Below are 15,890 nucleotides of genomic sequence, written 5' to 3'. Positions count from 1 at the left end.
CGGCCGGCAGCGCGCCACGCACCGGCTGGGTACCACGATCCGGCAGAGCACCCGAGAAAGGACGACTCCCATGCAGCGCAGCCCGCGTTCCCGGGCCGCACGCCGCCGCGGTCCGGGCGGGCTCCTCGCCCTGCTGATCGCGGGCGTGACCCTGACGGGGTGCACCGACTACCGGCTCGCCCCGCCCACCGAGGTGCTGGCCCAGGTCGAGTTCCCCTACGACGAGGCCTTCACCAAGGCGCGGGCCGAGGTGCCGGACAGCGAGCCGTACTCCATGAGCCTGCGCGGCACCGACGAGCCGGTGCCCGTCTGGTACGGCAGGGTCGCCACGTCCGACGGGACCGTGCACGAGGTCCGCATGGACGCCACGCAGGGCCGGGTGCTGGGCGAGGAGGTCCCGGCCGGGCAGAGCGCCGCGGCGAAGTCGCGGGTGGCCGGCCTCCTCGCCCATGCCGAGCTGCTGCCCTCGGAGGCCGTGGCGAAGATCAAGGAGCCCTACTTCGGAAAGGTCACCCAGATCGAGCTGACCGACGGCAAGAACGACGCGACGGTGTGGCAGATCACCGTGGCCGAGATCCACCAGGACGACCTGAGCACCTACCAGGTGGACGCGGTCACCGGCGAGGTGCTGACCAGCGAGAAGGGCGGGCCGGCGGCCACCCCGACCGTGGCCCCGCCCTCCACTCCGCTGCCCACCCTGCCTCCGGTCTCGCCGCCGGAACTGCCGACCGCTCCGCCCTCCACGCCTGCCCCGGACCGGCCCTCGCCCTGACCGGGGGCCGGTCTCCGGCAGGCAGGACCAAAGATGGGATAAAACGGGCATAAATCACCCGAACAGGGGCACTCCACGGTCACAGAGCAAAGACCTCCATACGGAGAGGAGACGACAGTCATGTCGTATCCGCAGCACTCCAACGGGCCGGGAGCGCGCCAGGGCAACATGCAGACGCACCCCGAGATGGGCTCGCACTCGGACATGTCGACGCACCCCGAGATCGCCGAGATGCGCGCACGTCTCGAGCGGACCGGGTCCAGCGGTCGGGCGATCGCCCTCGAAGGGCTGATCCTCATGGCGGGCCTCTACGCGGCCATCTCGCCCTGGGTGATCCACTTCTCGTCAACCGCGCCCAATCTCCGCACGAACAACCTGATCGTCGGGCTGGCCGTCGCCCTGATCGCCCTCGGTCTCACCCTGGCTCCGGAACGCATGCTCCGCATGGCGTGGGTGCTCGTACCGCTCGGCGTCTGGCTGGTGATCTCCCCCTGGGTGGTCACCGTCACTCACACCGCATCGAACGGCGTCATCTGGAGCAATGTGGTGACGGGCGCCGTCACCGCGCTGCTGGGGCTGGCCGCGATGGGGTTGACGGTCGGCATGAACAAGCGCAAGCAACATCACAACCGGTAACGGTTCCCCCGAACCGGCTCAGGGCCGGCGCGACCCGCGGACACCCGTCCGCCCCGGTCACGCCGGCCCCGCGTCGTACGCCCGGGAGCGCGTCAGTCCTCTCCCCCGGGTCCGCCCGCGACCGGGTCGGCCGTGCGGCCGGCGATCTGCAGACGCTCCTCGTCGGTGGTGGGCAGCTCGACCCGGTCCTTGTAGTACCAGGTGCTGAGCGCGGCCCGCAGCCGCTCGCGCAGCGGCGCGCCCGGCCCGGGCTTCTCCAGCGGCAGCGGGATCTCCCGCACCAGCAGCCGGTAGCGCTCCTCCGACTCCAGCGGTTCGTGGGTCTCGCTCATCCCGCCGGCCACGTCCTGCTGGACCTGCCCGGTCTCCTCCCCCTCCTCCAGGAGCTGCCGCTCATGGCGCTGGAGCGCGAGACAGACCCGCCTGGTGACCATGAAGGCGACGACCGGGCCGATGAACAGCAGTGCCCGGAAGATCCAGGTCAGCAGGTTGACGGAGATCCGGAACTCGGTGGCGATCACGTCGTTGCCGCCGGCCATGAGCAGCACCGCGTACCCGACGACGGCGGCGACGCCGAGGCCGGTGCGGACGGGCCGGTCGCGCGGCCGGTCGCACAGATGGTGCTCCACCATGTCGCCGGTCACCCAGCGTTCGAAGAACGGATAGAGGTACAGCACGAGGAACAGCAGGGCGGGCAGCACCACGGCCGGCAGGAAGACGTTCCACATGAAGGTGTGCCCGGCCACGTTCCACTCGACGCCGGGCATCAGCCGCAGCGCGCCCTCCAGGAAGCCGACGTACCAGTCGGGCTGGGCGTCGGTGGAGACCTGGTCGGCGCGGAAGGGGCCGTAGGTCCAGATCGGATTGATCTGCGCGACCGCGCTCATCCCGGTGATCAGGCCGAAGACCATGAAGTTCAGACCGATGGACTTGGCGGTGTAGACGGGGAAGAGCGGCTTGCCCACCACGTTGCGGTTGGTCTTGCCCTTGCCCGGCCACTGGGTGTGCTTGAGGTAGACCACCATGATCAGGTGCAGCACGACCAGCGCCGCGATCAGTCCGGGCACGAAGAGCACGTGCACGATGTAGAGCCGCCGGTCGATCGCCTCCCCCGGGTACTGGCCGCCCCACAGGAAGAAGGCGAGATAGGTCCCGACGACCGGGATCGACTGCACGATGGAGTACGCGGTGCGCAGGCCGGTGCCGGAGAGCAGGTCGTCGGGAAGCGAGTAGCCGCAGAAGCCCTCCAGGAGGGCGAGCAGGAACAGCGTCACGCCGACGAGCCAGTTGGTCTCGCGGGGCCTGCGGAACGCGCCGGTGAAGAAGATCCGCAGCATGTGCACGCCGATGGCGGCGACGAAGACGAGCGCCGCCCAGTGGTGCATCTGCCGGATCAGCAGTCCGCCGCGCACGTCGAAGCTGATGTGCAGCGTCGACTCGTACGCCTTGGAGACCAGCAGGCCCTGCAACGGCTCGTACGAGCCCCGGTAGGGCACCTCGGCGAGGCTGGGGTCGAAGAACAGGGTCAGGAACGTGCCGGTGATGACCAGCAGCACGAAGCTGTAGAGGGCGATCTCGCCCAGCAGGAAGGACCAGTGGTCGGGGAAGGCCTTGCGCAGCAGCTGTCCGGCCAGCTCGGACACGGGTGTACGGCGGTCCACGACCACATAGGTCCGGAAGGCGCCCTGTCGGGCCCTCGCCTCGGCTCTCGCCCTCCGTCGCCCGAGCAGCATGCCCGCACCACGCTCCCTCCGCCTCGATGCCGTCCTTCGCGCACGCCCGGCCGACCGGTCCGCGCGGCAGGCCCGGGGGTACCCGGGGGCCGCGGGTTTCAATCCCGTTCGGGCCAGGGGGGTGCGGGGCCTGCATGGCGGGGGCGGGGCGAGGGCACACGGGGACGAGCGGTGCGGGTGGCTTTCGGGTGCGGGTCCTTTCTGGTGCGGGTGGCTTTCGGGTGCGGGTGGCTTTCTAGTGCGGGTCTTCTTCGGAGGGAGTGGCAGTGGGCGGACACGGCGGAATCATCGAGGAACTCACGGCGGACCACCGGGAGGTGCAGCGGCTGTTCGACCGCATCCGGTCCGCCCCGCCCGGCAGTGCCGAGCGGAAGACCCTGGTCGAGCGGGCCGGCATCGTCCTCGTACGCCATGCGGTGGCCGAGAAGGAGTATCTGTATCCGGCGGTGCGGCGGCATGTGCTGGACGGGGACGAGTGGGCGGAGCGGGAGCTGGCCGGGCACCGGGAGGTGGCGGGGATCCTGGCGGGGCTGGAGGAGCGGGAGGCGGCGGACGAGGAGTTCGGGCGGTTGCTGTTGCCGCTGGTCACCGAGGTGACGCGGCATGTGGTGGAGGTGGAGCAGCGGCTGTTTCCGCGGCTGGAGGCGATGTGTCCGCCGGAGGAGTTGCGGGAGCTGGGGGGACGGGTGCGGGAGGTGGAGGCACGGGCGCCGACGCGGCCGCGGGTGGGGGCGCCGTCCTCGGCGCCCCTGGTCAAGGTGGCTGCGCGGGTGTGGGGGCCGTGGGATCGGGTGCGGGACGTTTTGACACGGAGGGGGCGGGGGTGATCGGCGGGGGGTTTCCTCGCCCCCGCCGCCCCTACCCGTCCCGACCCGGGGGCTGCGCCCCCGGACCCCCCTGAAAGATTGCGCCCACGCGGCGCAGCCGCACATCGACACAGCCCCGCGCCCCTGGGTAGGGGCGCGGGGAACCTTTTGTCCGTGAGGGGATTGTCAACAATTTCGTCAGCGGTTAGGTTGGCGTACACATCACCCCGCCTCCCCCTCCCGAGGTAACCCGCAGATGATCATCGACTGTCACGGTCACTACACCACCGCCCCGCCCGCCCTGGAGGCCTGGCGCGGCCGGCAGGTGGCGTCGCTCGCCGACCCCGCCGTCCCCGCCCCCGTCGCCGCGGACCTCCGCATCAGCGACGACGAGCTGCGCGAGACCATCGAGTCCAACCAGCTCCGCCTGATGGACGAGCGCGGCATCGACCTGACGGTCTTCTCCCCCCGTGCGTCCTTCATGGCCCACCACATAGGCGACTTCGCCACCTCCTCCCAGTGGGCCGCGATCTGCAACGAGCTCTGCCACCGCGTCAGCACCCTCTACCCCGAGCGCTTCGCCCCCGCCGCGATGCTCCCGCAGTCCCCCGGCGTCGACCCCGCCACCTGCGTCCCGGAGCTGACCCGCTGCGTGGAGGAGTACGGCGCGGTCGCGCTGAACCTCAACCCGGACCCCTCCGGTGGCCACTGGACCGCCCCGCCGCTGACGGACCGCTCGTGGTACCCCCTCTACGAGAAGATGGCCGAGTACGACATCCCGGCGATGATCCACGTCAGCACCAGCGTCAACCCGGCGTTCCACACCACCGGCGCGCACTACCTCAACGCGGACACCACCGCGTTCATGCAGCTCGTCCAGGGCGACCTGTTCAAGGACTTCCCGACCCTCAAGCTGATCATCCCGCACGGCGGCGGAGCCGTCCCGTACCACTGGGGCCGCTTCCGGGGGCTCGCGATGGCGCTGGGCAAGCCGGAGCTGGAGGAGCACGTGCTGAACAACGTCTTCTTCGACACCTGCGTTTACCACCAGCCCGGTATCGACCTGCTCCTCGACGTCGTGCCGACCAAGAACATCCTGTTCGCCTCGGAGATGATCGGTGCGGTCCGCTCCGTCGACCCCTGCACCGGGTTCAACTTCGACGACACCCGGCGCTACACCGAGGCCGCGAAGCTGCCCGCCGAGGACCTCGCGGCCGTGCAGGAGCACAACGCCCGCACCGTCTACCCCCGGCTCGACGCCCTGCTGCGGCGCCAGGGCCGCTGAACCGGGGAAAGGAGAGTCACACAGTCATGTACGAACTCGGAGTCGTCCACCGCAAGGTCGACCGCCCGGACCCTGCCGACGTCGAGGCGCTCGCCCCGTTCGGCGCCAGCACCGTCCACGAGGCGATGGGCCGCACCGGTCTGATGCGCCCGTACATCAGCCCCGTCTACACCGGCGCCCGGCTGTGCGGACCGGCGGTCACCGTGCTGCTCCAGCCGGGCGACAACTGGATGATGCACGTGGCGATCGAGCAGCTGCGGCCGGGTGACGTCCTGGTCGCCGCCTGCACCACCGAGTGCGAGGACGGGTTCTTCGGCGACCTGCTCGCCACCTCCGCCCGCGCCCGCGGCGCCCTCGGTCTCGTCATCGACGGCGGTGTCCGTGACGTCGCCGACCTGCGCGAGATGGACTTCCCGGTGTTCAGCCGGGCGATCAGCTCCAAGGGCACGGTCAAGGCCACCCTCGGCTCGGTCAACGTCCCGGTGATCTGCGCCAACGCGCGGGTCCGCCCCGGTGACGTGGTCGTCGCCGACGCGGACGGCGTGGTCGTCGTCCCCGTCGAACGCGTGGCCGAGGTCGCCGCGGCCGCCCGGCGCCGGGAGGAGAACGAGGCCGCCAAGCGCGAGCGGCTCGCCGCCGGTGAGCTCGGCCTGGACATGTACGGCATGCGCGGCCCCCTGGAGGAGGCCGGTCTGCGGTACGTCGACTGACCACCGGCGCGCGCACCACCCGAAGTACCCCGGCACCACTGCGCAGCACCACCCCCGCATCACCCGAAGCACCACCCCCGCACCACCTCCCCGACGGGCAACGTCGCCCCCACCGCTCCCCGCCGAGGACGCTCCCCTTACTCGGAGATCCCATGAGCACCCTCTCCCCCAAGACCCCCGGCTGGCTCGACTGGTACCACGGCCCCTCCCGGCCCCGGTTCGCCCTGCCGCCCGGTACGGTCGACACGCACTGCCACGTCTTCGGACCCCAGGCCGAGTTTCCCTTCGCGCCCGAGCGGAAGTACACCCCCTGCGACGGCGGCAAGGAGGACCTGTTCGCCCTCCGCGACCACCTGGGCGTCGCGCGCAACGTGCTGGTGCAGGCCACCTGCCACGGCGCGGACAACTCCGCCATGCTCGACGCCGTACGCGCGGCCGGCGGCCGGGCCCGCGGCGTCGCCACCGTCCGCCCCGGCATCACCGACCAGGAGCTGCGCGAGCTGCACGAGGCGGGCGTGCGCGGCGTACGGTTCAACTTCCTGCGGCGGCTGGTGGACACCGCGCCCAAGGAGGACCTGGCCACCATCGCCAAGAAGGTCGCGCCGCTGGGCTGGCACGTGGTGCTGTACTTCGAGAGCGCCGACCTGCCCGAGCTCGCGGACTTCTTCGGCGCGCTGCCCACCCCGCTGGTGATCGACCACTTGGGGCGCCCGGACGTGACCCGGCCGGTGGACGGCCCGGAGTTCTCCGGCTTCCTGCGGTTCGTGGCCGGCAACGACGTCTGGGTGAAGGTGACCTGTCCCGAGCGGCTCACCGTCACCGGCCCCGCCGCGCTCGACGGCGAGCGGCACGCGTACACCGACGTGGTGCCCTTCGGCCGCCGTGTGGTCGAGGAGTTCCCCGACCGGGTCCTGTGGGGCACCGACTGGCCGCACCCGAACCTGAAGAGCCACATGCCGGACGACGGACTCCTCGTCGACCACATCCCGCACGTCGCGCCCACCGCCGACCAGCAGCGCCGGCTCCTGGTCGACAACCCGATGCGCCTGTACTGGCCCGAGGAAACCGGCGGGCCCGAAGGAACCGAGAAAGCGGTCTGATCCGCCCCGACACGAAGCGCCACCCGGAATGACCCGGAAAGAGAGCCGCACATGCACCACTCCAACGCGCTGAACCGGCTGGACAGACTGCCGATCTCCCGCTTCCACAAGGCCACCCTGCTGGCCATCTCCTTCGCGTACTTCTTCGAGTTCGCGGACATCAACACCTTCGCCACCACCGCCCCCAAGCTGATCCATCTGTGGGGCATCACGGTGGACCAGATCGCCTACGTGACCTCGCTGTCGTTCGTCGGCATGTTCATCGGGTCGATCGCCGCCGCGTCCCTCGCCGACCGGTGGGGGCGCAAACGGGCCCTGGTCTGGACGACCGTCTTCTTCGGGTTCTTCTCGTTCGCCTCGGTCTTCTCCTGGGACCTGGTCTCGCTCGGCGTCTTCCGGGTGCTGACCTCGGCGGGGCTGTCCGCGATGACCGTCGTGGCGGTCATCTACGTCAACGAGATGTACCCCTCCAAGGTCCGCGGCAAGTACCAGGCGTACGCCATCGTCGTCGGCATCTGCGGCACCCCGGCCACCAACCTCATCGCCAGCGCCGTCGTCCCGCTCAGTGACTGGTCCTGGCGGCTGGTCTTCCTGTGGGGCTCGCTCGGCCTGCTGCTGGTGCTGTTCACGCGCCGGCTGAAGGAGTCGCCGCGCTGGTACGAGAGCCGGGGCGAGTACGAGCGGGCCGACGCGGTGCTGCGCGAGATCGAGACGCGGGTCGCCGCCGAGAAGGGCCCGCTGCCCGAGCCGGCGCCGCCGGTGGTGGAGACCCCGTCGACGAAGGCGCCGCTCAAGCTGCTGTTGCAGCGCAAGTACCTGATGCCCACCCTGTTGCTGACCGTGCTCTGGGTGACCCAGACCATCGGCTTCTTCGGCTACTCCAGCTGGGCGCCGACCCTGCTGGCCAAGGAGGGCTTCAGCGTCGAGAAGTCCGTGTTCTACGTCGCCCTGACCACCGTCGGCGCCCCGCTCGGCTCGTATCTGGCCTCCCTGGTCACCGACCGGTTCGAGCGCAAGTGGTGTCTGGTGGGCTTCGGCACGGTGATCGCGCTGTGCGGTCTGCTGTACGGGCTGACGTTCAACCCGGTGCTCATCGTGGTCTTCGGCTTCCTCGTCAACATGTTCGAGCGCGGCTACACGGCCCTCGGGTACGCCTACTCCCCCGAGCTGTTCGACACCCGCAGCCGTTCGCTGGGCACGGGCGTCTCCTACGGCCTGGGCCGGCTCTCCAACGCGGCGGGACCGCTGATCGTGGCGGCCCTGTACAACAGCAGCGGCTACCACAGCGTGTTCTTCTTCATCGCCGGTACCTGGCTGGTGGGGGCGCTGGTCCTGGCGGTCTTCGGCCCGCTGACGCGGGGCGGTGCCCGCCCGTCGGCCGGCGGCGCGGACGGCGCCGGACAGGCGCCCGGCACGGACGGAAAGGGCTCGGCGGGCACGGCCGACCGGCAGTCGGACCGCTCCGGCAAGGAGGCGCCCAGCCCCTCCTGAGCACGGCACCACCACGGGAACATGCGTGTCCCGCACGCGGACGGCTTCCGCGTGCGGGACACGTGCGCATCCTGTTCGGGCGTGTACGGGTCAGCTCGTCGTCAGGGCCGTGTCGTCGACGACGAAGCTGGTCTGCAGGTAGGTGTCCTCGACACCGGTGAACTTCAGGGTGACCGTCGAGCCGGCGAACGAGGAGAGGTCGAAGGTCTTCTTGCTGTAGCCGGAGGCGGCGTCCAGGTTGGAGTACGTCGCCAGCGTCTTCGACCCGGCGGTGACCGTCAGCTTGTCGTACTGCGTACTGCCGGTGGTCTCCGAGGTGTCGACGTGCAGGTAGTAGGTGAGGGTGGCCTTGCAGCCGCTCGGGACGGCCACCGACTGGGACAGGGTGTCGGTGTGGGTCGAGCCGTAGCCGTCCAGCCACGCCTTGTACGAGCCGCCGTGCGCCGCCTCACCGCTCGCGTTGGTGATGACACCGCTGGACGCGGACCATGACGTGTTGCCCGACTCGAAGCCCGCGTTGCCCAGCAGCTGCGCCGAGGAGCAATTGCCGCCCCCGGTCGAACTGACCGTCCAGGTGAAGCTCGCGGTGCCGGTCGCGCCGGTGGAGTCGGTCACCGTGACGGTGACGTTCGAGGTGCCGGCCGCGGTCGGCGTACCGGAGATCACGCCGGTGGAGCTGTTGATCGACAGCCCGGCCGGCAGCCCGCTCGCGGAGTACGACAGCGAGCCGCTGTTGCTGCTGCTCGCCGCGATCTGGAGACTGACGGCGGTGCCGACGGCCGAGGACTGGTTGCCCGGGTTGGTGACGGTGACCCCGTTGGCGGGCGGGGTGATGTGGCTGCCGACGTTGATGCCCGCGAAGGCGTTGCCGACCCCGGCGTACTGCGCGGAGCCCGTGCCGTACAGCGCGGCGGCCGCGTTCAGGGCGGCGGTGCGGGCGGCGGCGTAGTTCGTCGAGGAGGTCATGTACGACGTGAGCGCCTTGTACCAGATCTGCAGCGCGGCGGCCCGGCCGATGCCCTGCACGGCGACGCCGTCGGAGGTCGGGCTGTCGTAGGTGACACCGTTGATGGTCTTGGTGCCGCTGCCCTCGGAGAGCAGGTAGAACATGTGGTTGGCCGGGCCCGAGGAGTAGTGCACGTCGAGGTTGCCCAGCCCTGAGTACCAGCTGTCGGCGGAGCCGCCGTCCTTGCTCGGCTCGTCCATGTACCGCAGCGGCGAGCCGTCGCCGTTGATGTCGATCTCCTCGCCGATGAGGTAGTCACCCTTGTCGGAGGAGTTGTCCGCGTAGAACTCCACGCCGGTGCCGAAGATGTCGGAGGTCGCCTCGTTCAACCCGCCGGACTCACCGGAGTAGTTGAGGCCCGCGGTGTTGGAGGTGACACCGTGGCTCATCTCGTGGCCGGCCACGTCCAGCGCGGTCAGGGCGTGGGTGTTGCCCGAGCCGTCGCCGTAGGTCATGCAGAAGCAGTCGTCGTCCCAGAAGGCGTTGACATACCCGCTGCTGTAGTGGACGCGGGAGTAGGCGGCGACGCCGTCGTCGCGGATGCCGCTGCGGCCGAAGGTGTCCTTGTAGAAGTCCCAGGTCTCCTGCGCGCCGTAGGCCGCGTCGGCGCCCGCGGTCTGGGTGTTGGAGCCGGTGCCGTCGCCCCACACGTCGTCGGAGTCGGTCATCAGGGTGCCGGTGCCCGACGTGGCGCGGTTGAGGCTGTACGTCTTGTGACCGCCGCGCGTGGTGTCGTACAGCTGGTACGTCGACCCGGACTTGGTGGTGGAGAGCGTCACCGTGCCGCTGTACTGGGTGTTGCCGGTGCCGGTCTGCACGGCCTGGTAGCGGTAGAGCTCCTTGCCGGTGGTGGCGTCCGTGACGACGTGCAGTTTGCTGGGCGTGCCGTCGTCCTGGAGGCCGCCGACGACCGTCTCCCAGGCGAGCTTCGGGGTGCCCTGGCCGGCCCAGATCACCTTGCGGGCGCTGTCGGTGGCGGGCCTGGTGGCGTCCAGCGACTTGGCGGCCTTCAGCGCCTTGACCCCGGCGTCCGCCTTGGTGACCGACGCGGTGGTCGTGGGGACCTTGAGGGTGCGCTTGTTGTTGAAGGTGGCGCTCACCGTGCCCTTGGCCTTGGCGGCGGGCGGGGTGTGCACGACGAGGTCACCGCCGAGCACGGGCAGACCGGCGTAGGTGCGCTCGTAACGGGTGTGCAGGGTGCCGTCGTTGTCCTTGACGACATCCTTGACGACCAGTTTCTCCTTGGCACCGAGGCCGAGGGTGCGCGCGGTCGTGTCGGTCTTCGCCGTCGCGTTCTTCACCAGCGAGGTGTGCTGGGCGGGGCTGAGGTCCGCCGGAAGCCCGCCGGTGCGCAGGGGGCTGGGGTGGGGAGTGGCCTTGGCGGTCGCCGGAACGGTCTGGACGCCGACGACGAGCAGGGCCGCGGTGGCCACGAGGGCTCCCGCGGCGGCCGGTCTGCGGGGGTTGCGTCTCACGCGCACTCCTGTATCTGCGGCGGCCGCGGGTGTGCGGCCGGTGACAGACCGGGCAGCCGGGTGTGCTGTCCGGGGCTGGCTCGAGCTGTGCGGGACGAGCTGTGCCGTGCACGGCCGCGGACACGGGCGCCGGGGACGGGCGTGGTCGCCCTGCCGGCGGACGTGGCCGCCCCTGCCCGAAGGGCTGGCCGTCCGGCCGCCGGGTGGGCGGCGGGGGCCGGTGCGGGGGCGGAACCGGGGCTGTGACCGACCGACCATGACACCGTTGACCAGTCCATGCCATCTCTACGGTCCGCATCCGAGGGTTATCCCTCTGTGCACCCTCGACCGTCCATACACCCTCCGGAATGACCGCGGTCGCCCCCCCCCGGCCGGACCCGCATCCCGGCTGCCGCGCCCACCGGTTGACGTTCCGTCACTTCACGATCGCGAACGAATCGCCGGAGCCGGGCCGGGCGTTCGCCGCCCGTCCGCCACCCTCCACTCTCCCTTTGAATCGTTGTCCAACCCCTTGACCCCACACGACCGCACGGTTAGCGTCCAGGCGCCCCCCTCGATTGAAACGTTTCACCGCTGGCTCCCCTTTTCGCAAGCAGTACGTCACCTGAGGCTGGAATCATGCACGAACCCCTCTCGCAGCGTCGCGGGATCACCCGTCGTACGGTCCTCGCCGCCGGGGCGGTGGCCGGTACCGTCGCCGCCCTCGGCCCGGTGCTCCCGGCGGCCGGCGCGGTCGCGGCCCCGGCCGCCGGGGCCGGCCGGGCCACCGGCGCGGACTGGTTCGCCGACCCCGCGCGCGCCGTCCGGCCCAAGTTCCGCTGGTGGTGGCCGGACGGGCTGGTCGACGCGGACGAGATCGCCCGCGAGGTGGACCAGATCGCCGACGCCGGCTTCGGGGGCGCCGAGATCGCCGCCGTCCACCACAGCGTCAGCGACAGCTCCGTGCTGGACACCGCCCACCACGGCTGGGGCAGCAAGCCCTGGCGCACGGGCGTCGAGGCCGCTCTCCAGCGGGCCGCGAGACGCGGACTGACCATCGACATCACCCTCGGCCCGGCCTGGCCCACCGCGGTCCCCGGCGTCACCCCCGACGACGACGCCGCAGTCAAGGAACTCGCCTACGGCAAGGCCACCGTGGCCGCCGGCACCACCTACGAGGGCGACGTCCCGGCCTCCGTGCGCGAGGCCTCCTCCGGCGTCACCGAGCAGACGCTGGTCGCCGTGCAGGCCGCCCGTGTCAACACCGCGAACTCCACGCGCAAGGAGACCGGTCTCGACGCGGACAGCGTCACCGACCTCACCGGCCACGTCAGCGGCGGAAAGCTGAGCTGGACCGCGCCCGACGACGGCGACTGGGTCCTGATCTCCTACTGGCAGCGCGGCTCGGGCCAGCAGCCCGAGGCGGGCCCGCACTCCTCCCCCGCCGCCTACGTCGTCGACCACTTCAGCCCGGCCGGCACCGCCGCCGTCACCGGCTACTGGGAGAAGGAGATCCTCACCTCCTCCCTGCGCAAGCTGCTGAAGGCCGCGGGCGGTGCCTTCTTCGAGGACTCCATCGAGCTGGAGACCGACGGACTGCAGTGGACGCCGAAGCTCCCGGAGGCGTTCGAGAAGCACACCGGACGCCCGCTGCTGCCGTACCTCCCCGCGCTCGTCCTGGACAACAGCAACCAGGTGTTCGCGTTCGAGGCGCAGCTCACCCGGGAGATCCGGCACGACTTCTGGGAGACCGTCTCCGAGCTGTTCAACCGCCACCACGTCACCGCCCTGCGCGACTGGGCGCACGAGCTCGGCATGGAGCTGCGCGCGCAGCCGTACGGGCTCCAGACCGACGCGATCGCGACGGCGGCGATCCTCGACATCCCCGAGGGCGAGTCGCTCGGCTTCAAGAACCTCGACGACTACCGCTGTCTGGCCGGCGGCCGGGACATGGCCGGGCACACCATCCTGTCCTGCGAGGCGGGCGCCTACTCCGGCTCGGCGTACAGCACCACCTGGGACCGGTTCCTGCGCACCATGGGCGGCGCGTACGCGGCCGGCGTCAACCAGACGGTGATCCACGGCTTCTCCTACGCGACCGCGCCCGGGGTGAGCTGGCCCGGCTTCGCCGCGTTCAGCCCGTACAACGGCACGCCGGGCTACGGCGAGTCGTGGGGGCCGCGGCAGCCCACCTGGACGCACATCGAGGACATCTCCGGCTACCTCGGCCGCGTGCACCAGGTGCTGCAGTCCGGCACCGCCCGCGCGGACGTGGCGGTCTTCCGGCAGACCGGCTACACGGCCACCGGCATCGGCGCCTCCTGGTTCACCTCCACCGGCATCCCGCTCGGCTGGACCCACCAGTTCCTCAGCGGCCCGCTGCTCGACCTGCCCAGCGCGCGGGTCTCGGGCAAGCGGCTCGCGCCGGACGGACCGGCCTACAAGGCGCTGTTCGTGGAGGGCGACTTCTTCTACTCCTCCTCCCCCACCCTCGCCCTCGCCGACGCCCGCAGGATTCTCAAGTTCGCGAAGGCGGGCCTGCCGGTGGTGCTGCTCGGCGCGTTCGACGAGGCGTACACCCCGGGCGTCCCGGACGACGGCGAGACGGAGGCGCTGCGCGCGGTCCTGGACCAGTTGCTCGCCCTGCCCCACGTCGTCCGCGTGACCGACAAGACGGCCGTCGGCGACGCGCTGACCCAGCTGGGCGTGGTCCCCGACGCCCGGTACGCGGCCTCCTCCACGCTGCTCAACGCGCACCGGGTGACCAAGGACGCCGACTTCTACTACCTGTGCAACGGCAAGCACGCCGAGACCGTCAAGCCGGCCGTCGCCGCGATCGACCACGAGGTCACCCTGCGCCGCACCGGGCGCGGCAAGACCGTGCCGTACGTCCTGGACGCGTGGACCGGCGAGGCGGCGCGGCTGGGCCAGTACACCGAGGACGGCGACGACATCACCCTGCGTGTGACGCTTCAGCCGGGCGAGACGCTCATCGTGGCGCTGGGCCGCCCGGGCCTGTTCGGCGACCGCAACGGCGCCCGGCCGCACGCGGTGTCCACCGACGCCGACCGGGTGCTGTTCACCGACGACGGGCTCACCGTGCGCGCGGCGAGCGCGGGCACGTACACCACCAGGCTGTCCCAGGGCCGTTCGGTCACCACCCGCGTCCCGGCGGTGCCGGACCCGGTCACGCCGGCCGACTGGACGCTGGAGGTGGACGACTGGCAGCCCGGCTCCTCCGCGACCCGCACCGAGATCACGCGGCACAAGCTGACCCTCGACAGCCTGCTGCCGTGGTCGGGGATCACCGAGCTGGCCGACGTGGCCGGCGTCGGCACCTACCGGACGACGGTCACCCTGCCGTCCAACTGGACCGGCGCGCACGGCGCCTACCTCGAGCTCGGCCAGGTCAGTGACACCTGCCGGGTCTCGGTCAACGGCAAGCGGCTGCCGGCCGTCGACCGGATCAACCCGGTCGTCGACCTCGGCGGGCATCTGCGCAAGGGCGCCAACGTCATCGAGGTCGAGGTGGCGACGCCGCTGATCAACCGGCTGCGGGTGTCCAACCCCGCCGTCTTCGGCTCCTCGGCCCGGCAGGCCTACGGGCTTCTCGGACCGGTCCGACTGGTCCCGTACGCCGAGGCCGAGGTCAAGGCGTAGCGGATCAACGACGCCCACTGGTACGTCACTTGCGGGTGAAGTACCAGTGGGCGTCGTCGTTGGCGCTGTCGTTGCAGGTGCCCACCTGCAGGGCCGCGTCGTTGCGGCCGGTGCCGGCGCCGGCCACGTTGAGGCACAGGTTGCGGCTGGCCAGGTTGCGGATCCAGTACGTGCCGTCGGAGCGGCGGTCCAGCCAGTAGTACTGGTTGTCGCTCCGGGTGGCCTGGCAGGGGTACTCGGTGATCCGCGTGCCGCCCGCCACACCGCCGTAGTTGGGCAGGTCCATGCAGAGCCCGTCCTTGCTGTTGCGGATCAGGAAGAGCACGGAGCCGCCGGGGCCCTTGCCCGCCTCCTTGTGCGGGACGAGGTCCCAGAGCTGGTTGTCGGCGGACGTGCCGTTGCAGGGGTACTGGTTGACGGGGCCGTCCACCTTTCCGTTGCCGTAGTTGGGCACGTCGGCGCACTGCCCGGTGGTCACGTTCTTCAGCAGGACGCGGGACTGGGAGGAGGCGGCGTTGGCCCGGGAACGGGCGGTGGCCGCGGCGGACTTCTTCTTCGTCGTCTTCTTCTTGGTGGTCTTCTTCTCCTTCGCCGTCGCGGGCTTCTCCTCCGACTCCGGGGTGTCCTGGGCGGCGGGGGCGTCGGCCGCCGGTGCCTTGTCGTCCTTGTCGGCGGACTTGTCCTTCGTGGAGGGCGAGGCGGAGGCGCTGTCGGTCGGCGACGGTGACGCGGTCTCGGCGCGGTAGGCGGCGCCCGGGCCGCCGGACAGGCCCGGGTCGAGGGTCGCCCCGCCGACCGCTTCGGTACGGACGCGGTCGGCGGGCGCGTCGTCGTCGTTCAGTCCGAGGACGAGGAAGGGGACGGCGATCAGCAGCGTGCCCGTGATGCCGGCGGCGGCGAGCAGCGAGGCGCGCGGGCGGCCGGGCGGCGGCCCGGCGAAGGCGGCGGCCGCCGCGGCGTCGCCCGCCGCTCCGGGGTCCTCGGCCGCGGCGACGGCCACAGCGGCGGGCGCGGCCTCCGGTTCCTGGGCCGCGGGCTCCTCGGAGGAGCGTTTCTCCTCGGCGGGGGCGGTCACCGTCTCCGGCGCGCCGGCGGCCGGTTCCGCGGCGGACGCGGCCGGTTCGGCCGCCTCGGGGGCCACAGCGGGCTCGGGGGCGGCGGCTGCGGCGCCTTCAACGGCGGGCGTGGCCCGGGACGGCTCGGCGGACGGGTCGTGCGGGCGGGACATGGGGAGGCC

Annotated in this window: 11 protein-coding genes; 8 read left to right on the top strand and 3 right to left on the bottom strand. The window is 71.3% G+C overall.

Going from position 1 to position 15,890, the window contains the following annotated elements; genetic code table 11:
- Window positions 1–70: 70 nt before the first annotated feature.
- Window positions 71–772, top strand: coding sequence for a PepSY domain-containing protein (locus tag OIE12_RS30975; protein ID WP_329141098.1), 702 nt, complete (start codon window positions 71–73; stop codon window positions 770–772).
- A 186-nt stretch (window positions 773–958) separates the two neighbouring features.
- Window positions 959–1,408, top strand: a complete 450-nt coding sequence (locus tag OIE12_RS30970) for an SPW repeat protein (protein ID WP_329142327.1) — start codon at window positions 959–961, stop codon at window positions 1,406–1,408.
- 92 nt (window positions 1,409–1,500) lie between these two features.
- On the opposite strand, the gene qcrB is transcribed toward OIE12_RS30970, so the two are convergent.
- Entirely contained in the window at window positions 1,501–3,141 is a 1,641-nt protein-coding gene (gene qcrB / locus OIE12_RS30965; RefSeq protein ID WP_329141097.1) for a cytochrome bc1 complex cytochrome b subunit, read from the bottom strand.
- 266 nt (window positions 3,142–3,407) lie between these two features.
- On the opposite strand from qcrB, the gene OIE12_RS30960 reads away from it, so the two are divergent.
- From OIE12_RS30960 to OIE12_RS30940, 5 genes are all read left to right on the top strand, one after another.
- Window positions 3,408–3,968, top strand: coding sequence for a hemerythrin domain-containing protein (locus OIE12_RS30960; protein ID WP_329141095.1), 561 nt, complete (start codon window positions 3,408–3,410; stop codon window positions 3,966–3,968).
- 235 nt (window positions 3,969–4,203) lie between these two features.
- Window positions 4,204–5,232 carry an amidohydrolase family protein gene (locus tag OIE12_RS30955; RefSeq protein ID WP_329141093.1) on the top strand — a complete coding sequence of 343 codons (1,029 nt, stop codon included), beginning with the start codon at window positions 4,204–4,206 and terminating at the stop codon, window positions 5,230–5,232.
- Between the two features lie 26 nt (window positions 5,233–5,258).
- Window positions 5,259–5,942 carry a 4-carboxy-4-hydroxy-2-oxoadipate aldolase/oxaloacetate decarboxylase gene (gene ligK / locus OIE12_RS30950; protein ID WP_329141091.1) on the top strand — a complete coding sequence of 228 codons (684 nt, stop codon included), beginning with the start codon at window positions 5,259–5,261 and terminating at the stop codon, window positions 5,940–5,942.
- 152 nt (window positions 5,943–6,094) lie between these two features.
- Window positions 6,095–7,042, top strand: a complete 948-nt coding sequence (locus tag OIE12_RS30945) for an amidohydrolase family protein (RefSeq protein ID WP_329141089.1) — start codon at window positions 6,095–6,097, stop codon at window positions 7,040–7,042.
- A 51-nt stretch (window positions 7,043–7,093) separates the two neighbouring features.
- Complete coding sequence (locus tag OIE12_RS30940; RefSeq protein ID WP_329141087.1) at window positions 7,094–8,533, top strand: MFS transporter; 1,440 nt, start codon at window positions 7,094–7,096, stop codon at window positions 8,531–8,533.
- Window positions 8,534–8,623: 90 nt separating this feature from the next.
- On the opposite strand, the gene OIE12_RS30935 is transcribed toward OIE12_RS30940, so the two are convergent.
- Window positions 8,624–11,014 carry a M4 family metallopeptidase gene (locus OIE12_RS30935; protein WP_329141085.1) on the bottom strand — a complete coding sequence of 797 codons (2,391 nt, stop codon included), beginning with the start codon at window positions 11,012–11,014 and terminating at the stop codon, window positions 8,624–8,626.
- 618 nt (window positions 11,015–11,632) lie between these two features.
- On the opposite strand from OIE12_RS30935, the gene OIE12_RS30930 reads away from it, so the two are divergent.
- Window positions 11,633–14,653, top strand: a complete 3,021-nt coding sequence (locus tag OIE12_RS30930; RefSeq protein ID WP_329141083.1) for a glycosyl hydrolase — start codon at window positions 11,633–11,635, stop codon at window positions 14,651–14,653.
- Between the two features lie 25 nt (window positions 14,654–14,678).
- Here OIE12_RS30930 and OIE12_RS30925 read toward each other — a convergent pair whose 3' ends face one another.
- Complete coding sequence (locus tag OIE12_RS30925; RefSeq protein ID WP_329141081.1) at window positions 14,679–15,881, bottom strand: RICIN domain-containing protein; 1,203 nt, start codon at window positions 15,879–15,881, stop codon at window positions 14,679–14,681.
- Between the last annotated feature and the right edge of the window lie 9 nt (window positions 15,882–15,890).

Origin of the sequence: Streptomyces sp. NBC_00670 (genome assembly GCF_036226765.1) — a bacterium.
GTDB lineage: Bacteria > Actinomycetota > Actinomycetes > Streptomycetales > Streptomycetaceae > Streptomyces.
This window is presented reverse-complemented; position numbering and strand designations above follow the sequence as displayed.

What these genes read in the sequence shown, in the direction of transcription:
- OIE12_RS30975 (WP_329141098.1), top strand. Translation starts at nt 71, where the DNA reads ATGCAGCGCAGCCCGCGTTCCCGGGCCGCACGCCGCCGCGGTCCGGGC.
- OIE12_RS30970 (WP_329142327.1), top strand. Translation starts at nt 959, where the DNA reads ATGGGCTCGCACTCGGACATGTCGACGCACCCCGAGATCGCCGAGATG.
- qcrB (WP_329141097.1), bottom strand. Translation starts at nt 3,141, where the DNA reads ATGCTGCTCGGGCGACGGAGGGCGAGAGCCGAGGCGAGGGCCCGACAG.
- OIE12_RS30955 (WP_329141093.1), top strand. Translation starts at nt 4,204, where the DNA reads ATGATCATCGACTGTCACGGTCACTACACCACCGCCCCGCCCGCCCTG.
- ligK (WP_329141091.1), top strand. Translation starts at nt 5,259, where the DNA reads ATGTACGAACTCGGAGTCGTCCACCGCAAGGTCGACCGCCCGGACCCT.
- OIE12_RS30945 (WP_329141089.1), top strand. Translation starts at nt 6,095, where the DNA reads ATGAGCACCCTCTCCCCCAAGACCCCCGGCTGGCTCGACTGGTACCAC.
- OIE12_RS30940 (WP_329141087.1), top strand. Translation starts at nt 7,094, where the DNA reads ATGCACCACTCCAACGCGCTGAACCGGCTGGACAGACTGCCGATCTCC.
- OIE12_RS30930 (WP_329141083.1), top strand. Translation starts at nt 11,633, where the DNA reads ATGCACGAACCCCTCTCGCAGCGTCGCGGGATCACCCGTCGTACGGTC.
- OIE12_RS30925 (WP_329141081.1), bottom strand. Translation starts at nt 15,881, where the DNA reads ATGTCCCGCCCGCACGACCCGTCCGCCGAGCCGTCCCGGGCCACGCCC.